General features: G+C 60.5%; 13 protein-coding genes. 4 read left to right on the forward strand and 9 right to left on the reverse strand.

What is annotated here, in order from left to right; genetic code table 11:
• Positions 1–35: 35 nt before the first annotated feature.
• From ACTG3X_RS01040 to ACTG3X_RS01060, 5 genes are all read right to left on the reverse strand, one after another.
• Positions 36–545: a CarD family transcriptional regulator gene (locus ACTG3X_RS01040; protein WP_439109363.1), complete on the reverse strand. Its 510-nt coding sequence runs from the start codon at positions 543–545 to the stop codon at positions 36–38.
• Positions 546–784: 239 nt separating this feature from the next.
• Entirely contained in the window at positions 785–1,123 is a 339-nt protein-coding gene (gene fdxA, locus ACTG3X_RS01045; RefSeq protein WP_439109364.1) for a ferredoxin FdxA, read from the reverse strand.
• A gap of 88 nt (positions 1,124–1,211) precedes the next feature.
• Entirely contained in the window at positions 1,212–1,607 is a 396-nt protein-coding gene (locus ACTG3X_RS01050) for an RNA-binding S4 domain-containing protein (protein ID WP_439109365.1), read from the reverse strand.
• Positions 1,607–4,411, reverse strand: a complete 2,805-nt coding sequence (locus tag ACTG3X_RS01055) for a helicase-related protein (protein WP_439109366.1) — start codon at positions 4,409–4,411, stop codon at positions 1,607–1,609. Before ACTG3X_RS01055 ends, ACTG3X_RS01050 begins: the two co-directional genes overlap by 1 nt.
• A 36-nt stretch (positions 4,412–4,447) precedes the next feature.
• Positions 4,448–5,008, reverse strand: a complete 561-nt coding sequence (locus ACTG3X_RS01060) for a tetratricopeptide repeat protein (RefSeq protein WP_439109367.1) — start codon at positions 5,006–5,008, stop codon at positions 4,448–4,450.
• Between the two features lie 69 nt (positions 5,009–5,077).
• Here ACTG3X_RS01060 and ACTG3X_RS01065 point away from each other — a divergent pair, with 69 nt between their 5' ends.
• The 3 genes from ACTG3X_RS01065 to ACTG3X_RS01075 all read left to right on the forward strand — a co-directional run bounded on the left by ACTG3X_RS01065 (position 5,078) and on the right by ACTG3X_RS01075 (position 8,198).
• Entirely contained in the window at positions 5,078–5,371 is a 294-nt protein-coding gene (locus ACTG3X_RS01065) for an SCP2 sterol-binding domain-containing protein (RefSeq protein WP_439109368.1), read from the forward strand.
• Positions 5,372–6,304: an alpha/beta hydrolase gene (locus ACTG3X_RS01070; RefSeq protein WP_439109369.1), complete on the forward strand. Its 933-nt coding sequence runs from the start codon at positions 5,372–5,374 to the stop codon at positions 6,302–6,304.
• Between the two features lie 73 nt (positions 6,305–6,377).
• On the forward strand, positions 6,378–8,198 hold the full coding sequence (locus ACTG3X_RS01075; RefSeq protein ID WP_439109370.1) for a M3 family oligoendopeptidase: 1,821 nt from the start codon (positions 6,378–6,380) through the stop codon (positions 8,196–8,198).
• Positions 8,199–8,553: 355 nt separating this feature from the next.
• Here the strand turns inward: ACTG3X_RS01075 and ACTG3X_RS01080 are convergent, their stop codons facing one another.
• Genes ACTG3X_RS01080 through ACTG3X_RS01095 form a run of 4 tightly spaced genes read right to left on the reverse strand, consistent with a single transcriptional unit; the run spans position 8,554 to position 11,004 of the window.
• The gene (locus ACTG3X_RS01080; RefSeq protein ID WP_439109371.1) at positions 8,554–8,823 is read right to left on the reverse strand and encodes a DksA/TraR family C4-type zinc finger protein; all 270 of its coding nucleotides are present in this window, start codon (positions 8,821–8,823) and stop codon (positions 8,554–8,556) included.
• Positions 8,824–8,836: 13 nt separating this feature from the next.
• Positions 8,837–9,895, reverse strand: coding sequence for an alpha/beta hydrolase (locus ACTG3X_RS01085; RefSeq protein ID WP_439109372.1), 1,059 nt, complete (start codon positions 9,893–9,895; stop codon positions 8,837–8,839).
• 21 nt (positions 9,896–9,916) lie between these two features.
• On the reverse strand, positions 9,917–10,678 hold the full coding sequence (locus tag ACTG3X_RS01090) for an FG-GAP repeat domain-containing protein (RefSeq protein ID WP_439109373.1): 762 nt from the start codon (positions 10,676–10,678) through the stop codon (positions 9,917–9,919).
• 2 nt (positions 10,679–10,680) lie between these two features.
• Positions 10,681–11,004 (reverse strand): 2Fe-2S iron-sulfur cluster-binding protein, encoded by a 324-nt coding sequence (locus ACTG3X_RS01095; protein WP_439109374.1) that lies wholly within the window; start codon positions 11,002–11,004, stop codon positions 10,681–10,683.
• 187 nt (positions 11,005–11,191) lie between these two features.
• Between ACTG3X_RS01095 and ACTG3X_RS01100 the strand changes: the two genes are divergently transcribed.
• Entirely contained in the window at positions 11,192–11,707 is a 516-nt protein-coding gene (locus tag ACTG3X_RS01100) for a peptidoglycan-binding domain-containing protein (RefSeq protein ID WP_439109375.1), read from the forward strand.
• Positions 11,708–11,712: the final 5 nt, after the last annotated feature.

Below are 11,712 nucleotides of genomic sequence, written 5' to 3' on the forward strand. Positions count from 1 at the left end.
TTGTCTGTGCGGGTGTTTGTGCGGTGTGGTTTGCCTTAGGCGGCGCGGCTGACGAGGACGTCGTCAATCTGCTTGGCGGCTGCCAGCTCGTCTCCGCCTTCAACGGCGCCGACTTCGCGGGTGAGGCGCTCAAGGGCGGCTTCATAGAGCTGGCGCTCCGAGTAGCTTTGCTCGCGCTGGTCATCAGAGCGGTGCAGGTCGCGCACAACTTCGGCGATGGCGATGAGATCGCCCGAGTTGATTTTTTGCTCATACTCCTGCGCGCGGCGGGACCACATGGCGCGTTTGACCTTGGCTTTGCCTTTGAGTGTTTTCATGGCCTGACCGACGATATCGGGGCTTGAGAGCCCGCGCATCCCGATTTCGGTGGCTTTGTTGGTTGGCACGCGGAGGGTCATTTTGTCTTTTTCAAAAGAGATCACGAAGAGCTCAAGCTCAAAGCCTGCGACCTCTTGCTTCTCGATCGAGACGATCTGGCCTACACCGTGGGCAGGGTAGACAACGTATTCATTGGCGCGGAATTCCGCTTTTTTCGATTTGCTCATGCAATCTTTCCTCGCATTGCCGAGAAACCCTGTGATGTCTGTCAACATCGATACCATGGGGCGGCGCGTGCTGCCCTGTGTGGTAAAGGTGTTAGAAAGACAAAACCATCCATCAAGCCAAGGCTCGGGGGATGGGTTCAGGCAGGTTTCATACTTTACATTAAGGTATCATACCACGAATCAGTGCCGAAAGAAAGCGTGGTGCTCTGCTGTGCGGCGGTGCTGTGCCGCGGGGGGTTTTAGCCGCCTTCGCCGGGGGCTTCTGAGAAATACTTCTCAAGCTTGCCTTCTTCACCGTCGCGCTCTTCGGCTTCGGGGAGGGGGTCTTTCTTTGTCACAATGACGGGCCACAGCTCGGAGTATTTGCGGTTGAATTCAACCCATTTTTCAGTGCCTGCGTCGGTATCGGGGCGGATCGCATCGGCGGGGCACTCTGGCTCGCAAACGCCACAATCGATGCACTCATCCGGGTGGATGACGAGCATATTTTCGCCCTCATAGAAGCAATCTACCGGGCAGACCTCGACGCAGTCTGTAAATTTGCAAGCGATACAAGCGTCATTGACGATATAGGTCATATTCAAAACCCCGAGTTTAACCTTAGGTGGATTGGCTAATCGGTTTTGGCCGATCATTCAAGCGCACTCTATGCCGCAGGGTTACGCCTTAGCGCTCATCCTCAAGACTGTCTTTGAAAGCGGTGATATCGCGGCGGTCTTTTTTGGTGGGGCGGGGGCCTGTGCGGGCCGGCTCGGGCGCGCGGGGCTCGCGGGGCGGCGTGAGGTCTTCATAGAGCGCTTGAGCCTCGGGCGCGGGGCCACGGCGGCTGCCGAGCGCGACGATCTTGATCACGCGGATCTGATCATTCTGGGGGAAGGTGAGCACATCGCCTGCTGTGACGCTGTGGGCGGGTTTGAGGGTTTTGTTGGCGTTCACGCGCACGTGGCCGCCAGAGACCTGCTTGGCGGACAGGCCGCGTGTTTTGAAGAACCGCGCGTGCCAAAGCCACTTATCAAGCCGGAGCTTGGCAGGGCTTTGGACGCTGTCGGATGTTTCGGCCATCAGTCTTTCTTGGCAAAGCCCATGAGTGCTGCCGCGAAGGGGTTGTCTGGGTCGATGGCTTTTTCCTTGGGGGGGCGCGCCTGAAAGCTCTGTGCGCCTTGGGGCTTGCCGCGTGGTTTGCCACGGTCGTTGCCCGTGTTGTTGCCCTGTGGCTTGCCTTTGCCACGGGGTTTGCCCTTGCCGCGCGGTGCGCCGCCTTCGGGGCGGGGGGCGCGGGCGTTGCCACGGTTGCCGGCCCATGTGAAGCTGTAGAACACTTCCATTTCGGGCGCGGCGTCTTCGGCGGGGGCCTCGGGCGCCGCTTCGGTGGGGGTGTCTGCTGCCACAGCTTCAGGGGCGGGCGTTGCCTCTGCCTCTGCTTCGGCTGCAGGTGTTTCTGCGCTGGCGTCAGCGGCGGGCGCTTGGGCTTCGGGCGCGGGTGCGGCCTTTACTTTGACGCGCTCGCCTTTTTCGGCTTTGTAGCCAAGCCCTGCCATCAGGTCGGCAAATTGCTCAAGCGTCATGCCTGTGATGGAGAGCATGTCGGCCTTGGCTTCAAAGCCGCCGCGGCTGTCTTCACCGCGCAGCATATCGGCGAGGCGCTCGAGCATATCGATGCGGATCGCGCGGGTGCCTGCGTTGCGGTAGCCGGCCATTGTATCTGTGCCAGCAGGGTGCGCCGACATGTTCGGGACGGTCACGAGGCCTGCGGGCGGGCTTTCGGGGAATTCGGCCAAATCCTGGGCCAGGGACCAGATCACAAGGCGCAGGCGTGTGGGCGCGGGCTTCAGCAGAAGGGGCTGGAAGATGGTAAACTGGCCAAAGCGGATGCCGTGCTTGCGCAGGGCAGAGCGGGCGTCCTGGTCAAGCGCCTTCACGTCATTGGCGACATCGGCACGGGGCAGAACGCCGAGGCCTTCAACCATCTGGAAGGCAAAGCCACGGGCGAGGCCTGTGAGGGTTTCGTCGCGGCTGAGGTTCAGCAGGGGTTCAAAAGCTGTCGCGATTTTGCGGTCAATGAAGTGTTGCAGGCGGCGGGTGACTTTCTCGGCCACGTCTGTGCCTGCTTCGTCATCGACAAAGGCTTTGACCAAAGGCTTGAGCGCCTCGGAGCCTTTGACGAGCTTGCCCACAGCTGTGTTGCCCCACATGAGGCCACCTTGCTCGGTAAAGTCGATCTCTGTGTCGGGCGCATTGTAGAAGCGGTCGGCCAGCAAGTGAAAATGCGGGGTCAGCGCGGCGAGGCTTGCGGCCTTGAGCGTCTTGGCCTCTTGGCCTGCTGCTGATTTGTCCTGCGAAAAGCGGAACCCTTCGAGACGGCCGACGAATTCGCCTTCGACCGTCACTTCACCATTTTCATTTACTTCGGCCAACATGGCCTCCTTTTGTTTCAGGCGTCGCAGGAGCACGGATGTGCGCCTGTCGACAAATCTCTGGGTCAACGCCTCGTGTAGCGCATCTGACAGGCGGTCTTCTACCGCGCGAGTCGTCTCGCGCCAATGAGAATCGTCCCGCGTCCAGCCTTTTCGCTGTGCGACATAGGTCCAAGTGCGGATAAAAGCCAGCCGTTTGGACAATGTGTCTATATCACCTGTGGTGCGATCTATGTGTTTTATGTGCCGTGCGACCCAATCTTCGGGCAATTCGCCGCGCTCGTGCAAGTGGGCAAAGATCTGCCCAAGCAGGGCCGCGTGCTCGCTGGCGGAGATAGAGCGGAAGTCAGGTACGCAGCATACATCCCACAAAAGCCGCACAGATTGTGCATCAGAGGCGCGGGCGCGCGGCTCGGCTTCGCTGGCCAGTGTTTTGAGTGCGATGAGGTCGTCGGCCTCACGCGCCTTGACCAAAAGCTCGTCTGTCGGGCTTTCCTCGAGTGAGTGGATGAGGGCGTCAAGCTGGCCGAACTGGAGCTTTGGGTTGCGCCAGATGATCTTTTTGACGGGTGCAAAGCGGTGATCCATGATCGCTTGGGCCACGCCATCGTCGAGCGGCGAGGCCTCGCCTGTGACACCAAAGGAGCCATGGCTCATGCCACGGCCAGCGCGCCCTGCGATCTGGCCAAGCTCGTGGGGCATGAGCTGGCGCATGCGGCGGCCATCAAACTTGGCTGTGGCCGAAAAGGCGACATGGTTGATATCGAGGTTGAGTCCCATGCCGATGGCGTCGGTGGCGACAAGAAAGTCGACCTCGCCGTTTTGGTAGAGCTCGACCTGTGCGTTGCGGGTGCGGGGGCTGAGCGCGCCCATGACCACGGCCGCGCCCCCTTTTTGACGCTTGAGCAGTTCGGCGATGCCGTAGAGGTTTTCGACCGAAAAGCTGACAATGGCAGACCGGGGCTGCATGCGGCTGATCTTTTTGGAGCCGCCGTAAACGAGCTGGGACATACGCTCGCGGCCCAGAAAGTCGGCCTCGGGGACGAGGGCGCGAATGATGCCGCGCATGGAATCAGAGCCGAGAAACAGGGTTTCGTTGATGCCACGGGTGCGCAGCAAGCGGTCTGTGAAGATATGGCCGCGTTCGGGGTCGGCGCAGAGCTGGATCTCGTCAATCGCGACGAAATCGGCGGCCATGCCCTCGGGCATCGCCTCAACGGTGCAAACCCAGTATTGGGCGCGCGGCGGGATGATCCGCTCTTCGCCTGTCACCAGCGCCACAACGGACGGGCCGCGCACCGCGACGATCTTGTCATAGACCTCGCGTGCCAGAAGCCGCAGCGGCAGGCCGATGACGCCTGTGCGGTAGCCGAGCATCCGCTCGATGGCGTAGTGGGTTTTGCCTGTGTTGGTTGGGCCGAGAACAGCCGTAACACGCCTTTGCTGGGTCATATTGAGGGACTCTTTTGCTGGCGTTACGACGAAAGCCTAGAGCTCTACACCATTTAGCGAGGGCTCAAGGCGGGCGATACCTGCAAGCGCTTTCTCATGTGCGGGGTAGAGGTTCAAGAGGATCTTGTAGGCATCATAGGCATCGGCGGGCTTCTCAAGCTGCTCCAGCAGCGCCGCAAGGCCATAGATGGCCCCGAAATGCTGGGGGTTGAGCGCGAGTGTCTGGCGCAGGTCGGCCAAGGCGAGGCCATATTGCTCAAGTGCAAAAAAGCTCTGTGCGCGGCCATGCCAGCCCTCGGCAAAGCCCGGGGCGTGGTCGGTGAGGGCTGTGAAGTGGTCAAGCGCCTTGGCGGGTGTGCCTGCATCCAGCGCGTCTTGCCCGCGTTTGAGCAAGAGGTTGGCTGTGGCCGACCCTGAGGCAGACCAGCGGATCTCGATGTCGCGGGCGATGTTTTGCGCCTCGGGGGCTTGGGCCTGTTTGAGGGCTTCAAGCAGCGCGGTCACATCTCGCTCGTCGGCAAAACCCGGCTGACCCAGCGTGAGCAAGGTGACAAGTGCCGCCACGGCAGGTTTGAGATGGACACGCAGATTTCGCATAGTAGGGTCAGGATAACCACTGGCGGGGCTGAAACAAGCCTTTGTCGCAACAATGTGAAGGAAACAGAGATGAGTGATGTGATTGATGGCGCCGTAAAAGCCCTGAACGAAAAGATGGGTGGCGCCGGGTTTGACGCGGGCACAGCCAAATTTGTGATCAACGGCGAAGGCGCTGTTCTGATTGATGGCGATGGCGCGCGCGCAGGGGATGACGACGCCGATGTGACGCTGTCAGCGGATCGCGATGTTTTTGAGGCGATTCTGTCTGGCGACATGAACGCGACAGCGGCCTTTATGGGTGGCAAGCTTGCTGTTGACGGCGACATGGGCATGGCCATGCAGCTTGGCGCGGTGCTTGGATAAGTGCGCGAGCCTGCGCCCTTTTTTGACAGGATCGCCGAAGGTCCGGCGGGCGGTTATGCGCGCTGGATCATGGCCGATGATGCTGTGCGCCTGCGTGTGGTGCACTGGCCAAAAGAGGGCGCGCGCGGCACTGTTCTGCTGATGCCTGGGCGCACGGAATATGCCGAAAAATACGGGCGCACGGCGGGAGAGCTTGCCGCGCGTGGGCTTGCCACGCTGACGATCGACTGGCGCGGGCAGGGGCTGGCCGACCGTTTGGCAGAGCCTGCACTTCTGGGACATGTGGCCCGCTTTTCGGACTACCAGCGCGATGTGCGCGCGATGGTTGCCGCCGCCAAAGAGGCGGGCGCGGTTGAGCCTTATTTCCTTTTGGGGCACTCGATGGGTGGCTGTATCGGCTTGCGCGCGCTCTATGAGGGGCTTGAGGTCAAGGCTGCGGCCTTTTCCGCGCCGATGTGGGGCATCGAGCTTGCCCCGCACATGCGCCCCGTGGCGTGGGGGCTGTCAAACCTTGCGCAGAGCTTTGGGCAGGGGGCGCAGTTTGCGCCGGGCACAAAGACCGAAACCTATGTCATAGTTGACCCGTTTGAGGACAATATGCTCACAACGGATGCAGATATGTGGGCCTATATGGTGCGCCAAGCCGAGGCGCAGCCCGAGCTCACCTTGGCTGGCCCCTCGCTCGGCTGGCTGGCGGAGGCCCTGCGCGAGACGCGGGCCTTGCACCGCATGCCGTCGCCTGCGACCCGCACGATTGCCTTTCTGGGGACATGCGAGCGCATTGTGGATGTGGCGCGGATCAGAGACCGCATGACGCGTTGGAGAAACGGGCGGCTTGCTATGGTTAAGGGGGCCGAGCACGAGGTGTTGATGGAAGGGCCTGCGATGCGCAGCCAAGTGCTGGACGAGATGGTACAATTCTTCGAGGATTAGGCCGCCGCGCGCCTTGAGATCGGCTCTGGCGCACTCTATGTCTCTTGCAAGCTAAACAAAGAGGCGCTCAGAGATGTTCCAACTTCCCTTTCCCGTTCGTGACGCAAATGCAGGCTCTGGCGCCGGGGGGCTTGGCAAATTGCCCGAGTGGGACCTGAGCGATCTCTATTCTGCCGAAGATGCGCCCGAGCTTCTGCGCGACCTTGCCTGGCTTGAGGACGAATGCGCCAGCTTTGCGGCTGACTATGAGGGCCAGCTGGCAGCGCTTGATGCCAAGGGCTTTCTAGACTGTGTTTTGCGCAACGAAAAGATCAGCAGCATCGCAGGGCGCATCATGTCCTATGCCGGGCTGCGCTATTACCAGCTGACGGTGGATGCGGGGCGCGCCAAGTTTCTCTCGGATATGCAGGAAAAGATCACCAATTTCACCACGCCGCTGGTGTTTTTCACGCTGGAACTCAACCGCTTGGACGACGGTGTTCTGGACAGCCTCTTTGCCCAAAGCGATGAGCTCGCGCGCTACAAGCCCGTGTTTGACCGCATCCGCGCGATGAAGCCTTACCAGCTCAGTGACGAGCTGGAGAAATTCTTGCACGACATGGGCGTGGTCGGCGACGCATGGGAGCGGATGTTTGACGAAACCATCGCGGGGCTGGAGTTTGAAGTCGATGGCGAGCCGCTCAACATTGAAGGCACGCTCAACCTTCTGACCGACGAGACCCGCGAGACCCGCGAGGCGGCGGCGCGCGAGCTGGCCGATGTGTTTGGCAGCAATATCAAGACGTTTGCCCGTGTGCACAACACACAGGCCAAGGAAAAAGAGATTGTCGACCGCTGGCGCGGGATGCCCACAGCCCAGACGGGGCGGCACTTGAGCAATGATGTGGAAGCGGAAGTGGTCCAAGCGCTGCGCGATGCGGTTGTGAAGGCTTACCCCAAGCTCAGCCACCGCTACTATGAGCTGAAGCGCAAGTGGCTGGGGCTTGAGACGCTGCAAGTCTGGGACCGCAACGCGCCTCTGCCGATGGAAGACAAACGCGTGGTTGGCTGGGAGGCGGCGCGCGAGACGGTGATGAGCGCCTATGCGGGGTTTGATCCGCGTATGGCAGAGATTGCCGAGCCGTTCTTCACCAAGGGCTGGATTGATGCGGGTGTGAAGCCGGGCAAAGCGCCCGGTGCTTTTGCGCACCCCACGGTGACCGATGTGCACCCCTACGTGATGCTGAACTATCTGGGCAAGCCGCGCGATGTGATGACACTGGCGCATGAGTTGGGCCATGGCGTGCATCAGGTTCTGGCTGCCGAGCAGGGCGAAATGCTCTCCTCTACGCCGCTGACTTTGGCGGAAACAGCCAGTGTGTTTGGCGAGATGCTGACCTTCCGCAAGATGCTGTCCGAGGCCAAGGACGACGCGCAGCGCCGCGTGATGCTGGCGGGCAAGGTTGAAGACATGATCAACACGGTTGTGCGCCAGATCGCCTTTTACGACTTTGAGTGCAAACTTCACGCAGCGCGCCGCGAAGGAGAGCTGACGCCTGAGGCGATTGGCGATTTGTGGATGAGCGTGCAGGGCGAAAGCCTTGGCCCTGCGTTTGAATTTATGGACGGCTATGAGCACTTCTGGGCCTATATCCCGCATTTCGTGCATTCGCCGTTTTATGTCTATGCCTATGCCTTTGGCGACGGCCTCGTGAATGCGCTCTATGCGGTCTATGAAGAAAATCCAGAGGGCTTTCAGGACAAGTATTTCGACATGCTCAAAGCGGGTGGATCGATGCACCATACCGAGCTGCTGGCACCCTTTGGTCTGGATGCCACAGACCCCAAGTTCTGGGACAAAGGCCTCAGCATGATCTCGGGCTTTATCGACGAATTGGAAGCCATGGAGGCGTGAACCAAATGTGCGCCTTGCGGCGCGCAGGATATCTCATCGCCGCCTGTGGCGTCTCCTCGGGAATGTTGTGAGGTGACGCGCACCTCTTAGGCTTGGCCTGTTGAGAGTACGGATGCCTCCGGCGGGGATATTTGGAGCAAAAAGAAAGAGCGTAACGGACGGTTAAGAATATTGGGGTATGATCTTGCCACGGTACAGGCGGGGACGCCGATGACCGTGCGAAGAGAAAGACCTTCACAGGGTTTCTTTGGGAGAGGGCTTGGCGCCTTCTCCCTTTCTTTTTGCCTTAAATATCCTGGGGGTCTGGGGGCAAAGCCCCCAGCCGGGCGTGGCCGCAGGCCGCGCAATACCTCTTTTATTTGAGCTGGCTGTCTTTTGAGCCGCGGCGGTTGATGCCACCGCGCGCGCGTTGAGCGGTGTCGCGTTCGGTCATACAATCGATGCAGAGCTTTACCCCCGAGATAGCCATTCGGCGGGCTTCGGGGATTGGCTCCTCACATTCGGCGCAATGAGTGAGGCTCGCGCCTGTCGTTTGCTTTCGGGCTTTCATACGCGCCAGCTCATCGTTGATGGTGGCTTCGATTTGTTCGCTGACTGCGCCGTCCTTGGCCCATCCGCCTGCCATGGTGTTTATCCCTTTACTGCAAGAGACGGCCGTCGCGGCGGTGCTCTCCGAGAAGAACATAGCGTGAGAATTCGTCGGCTGCCAAGCCCACCCCCCCTGTCAGGCGGCGCAAGAAACGGATTGCGGCAGGTGAGGAGACAGGTACCATATGGCCCATGCCTTCGCCGGTTTCAAAGAGAGAGAAATCCATCACCGTCACGTCCAGATCGGCCACTTCCTCGGCGCTTTGAATGCGGCCCAGGCGCTCTTTGCGCCCTGTGAGCAGGCCCGCCACATTGAGCACGCGGTCGCGCTGCGTCGTCATGATGATGAACGGGCGCGGCAGCCTGCCGATTTCAGTGGCTTGGCGGCGGAAGACATCGGGGTCGATGTCGGGTGACATGAGCACCACCGCTTCAAGAGACTGGATCTCTTTGGTTTTGCCTTGCAGCGCCATTTGGCGCAGGGCTTCCATCACAAGGTAGCTGCCCATTGAATGCGCGAGGATGATCACGCGGCGCTGGCCTGCGCGGTTCAGATCTTCCAGCAGGCGCGCAAAGTCTGTGCGGGCAAAGAGCACTGAATCCCTGTCATAGGCGTAGCCGAGCGGGTCGCCGGCGGAGGGCCAGGAGAAGAGCAGCGCCGGGTTCTTCAGTTCGAAATCATGCTGGATTTGCGCGAGGCGAAAGGCGGCGTCTTCCAGCGTGTTGTTATAGCCGTGCACATAGATCAGGAGCGGTTCGTCTGCTTTGCGACGTGTTTTGCCGAGCTGTTTGGCGAGCGCGGGCGCATCTGCGAGGTCTTTGGCGCTGAGCGGGGCAAAGTGGCGGCTGGCATCGATCACACCTGTGGCGCGCTCGATTTTCCCAAGCTCGTGGCGCGCGGGAATGGATATCTCGGCCTGGACGTAGCTCATTGTTTCTGAGCGTTTTTCCCCGAACATTTGTCCGCGTTGGCCTTCGGTTCGCATGGTGGCGATGAAGAGGGTTTCCACGGTTGCCTCTGGCACTGGTGTGGAAAACCCCGTCGCTTGCGGGCGTTCACAGGCTGCAAGGGGGACAAGGGCAATCAGGAGGAGAAACCGGTACAACATGGCCAGCTTATGGCAGGTTGTTCACGGGCAGGAAAGCGCGTCTGTAAGACTCTGGGGGCTTTGATAGGGGCCTATCTCACGTGAGGTGAGGCGCTCACCATCAAATTGTGTGGCCATGACGCGAGACCAGTCGGCGCTGGCGGTGATCATCTCGCTGGTGCCGTCGCAGTGTTTTACACCGCCTGCGATAAAGTCCCAGCCGATTTTGTGGTTTGTCAGCCCTGTCTGGCTGGCAATCTCGGTTAGCGTGCCGCTCTGAAAGCGCCAGAGGCGGAGTGTTTTGGCCAGATGCGGCCTGTCGATGTAGCCGATCTCGATATGGCCGTCGCCGTCAAAGTCGGCCGCGCCGATGGGGGCAAGCCAGCGGTTGCGCTGGCCAATGTGGGGTGTGGCGGCGATCAGGCCTTGGGGGCCGTAAACGGAGAGGCGCGCGCCGAGTTGGCTGTCGGCTTCCACCACAACGACTTCGGGGCGGTTGTCGCCATCAAGGTCGATGAGACGCGGGGCCAAGTCTTCAAACACGCGCGATTGGGGGAGGCGCAGCGTAACGCTGTTGTGTTGGCCGTCGGCCTCAGTGGTGCGCAAGATCAGCGCGCCGTATTCCACATCATCGCCCAGAACGCCGTGGGCGTAGCGGGTTGTCGGCGCGTCAAAGCGGGCCGATGTGATGGTTGTTTGCCCAAGGGCGGCCAGAGGTGTGGCCACAAGCAGCGCCGCTGCCAGTCCCGCGCCGCGGGTGAGGCCGCGCAAGGGGCGAAGGCTCTGACGCGGCGCTTTGGCCACGATCAGATCTGCTTTTCTGGCATCTGCACGACGAGGCCATCCATATCGTCAGTGACCTTGATCTGGCATGTGAGGCGCGAGCGGGCCGCGTCTGGCTGATAGGCGAAGTCGAGCATGTCTTCTTCCATATCTTCCTTGCCCGGGATTTTGCCCACCCAGTCAGGGTGTACATAGACATGACATGTCGAGCAGGCGCAGGCGCCGCCGCAGTCGGCTTCGATGCCGGGGATGTTGTTGTCGCGTGCGCCTTCCATCACGGTGAGGCCTGAGGCCACATCCACTGTGTGTTCGGTGCCGTTGTGCTCGATATAGGTAATTTTCGCCATTGTGACGCACTCCTGAAAAACGTTGCTTGAGACTTGTTACAAAAGCCGTGCCGCCGCGACCAGTCCTAATTGGCAACTGCATTCCTGCCACAGGGAAAAAACTTCGTGATCAACGGGTTTATGGGCGCTTTGCCTCGTTGTTTTTTGCGCGTAGCTTACGGGGCGAACAAAAACGGGCGACGCGCAGGTGAAACGGGTTCTTGGATCATGGTTGATGGTAGGTGTTTTGGGGGGCTGTGCGCCTCAGGCGCTTATTTCGGATGTGGAGCCTGCGCTGGTGCAGAGCTTTGAAGCACCGCCGCCCGGCTCTGATCCGAACTCGTGTTGGGGCAAGGATGTCAGCCCTGCGGTCATCGAAACCGTGCGCGAACGTATTTTGGTACAGCCTGCCGAAATTCTGGGGGATGGCACTGTTGTCAGCGAGCCGATCTACCGAGAGGACACGCGCCAGGCGATTGTCAAAGAGCGCCGCGAGCTGTGGTTTCAGACCCCGTGCCAAGACCAGCTGACCCCTGATATTATCGCGACGTTGCAACGTGCGCTCAAAGCGCGGGGGCTCTATTCGGGGGCTTTGACAGGGCGGATGGATGCAGGCACGCGGGCTGCGATCCGCCGGTTTCAGAGCAAGCAGGGCCTTGATAGCTCAATTCTGTCGCTTTGGGCGGCGCGCCAGCTCGGGCTTGTGGCTGTTGCGCGCTCCTGACGGGC

Origin of the sequence: Lentibacter sp. (assembly GCF_965658795.1) — a bacterium.
Taxonomy (GTDB): Bacteria; Pseudomonadota; Alphaproteobacteria; order Rhodobacterales; family Rhodobacteraceae; genus Lentibacter.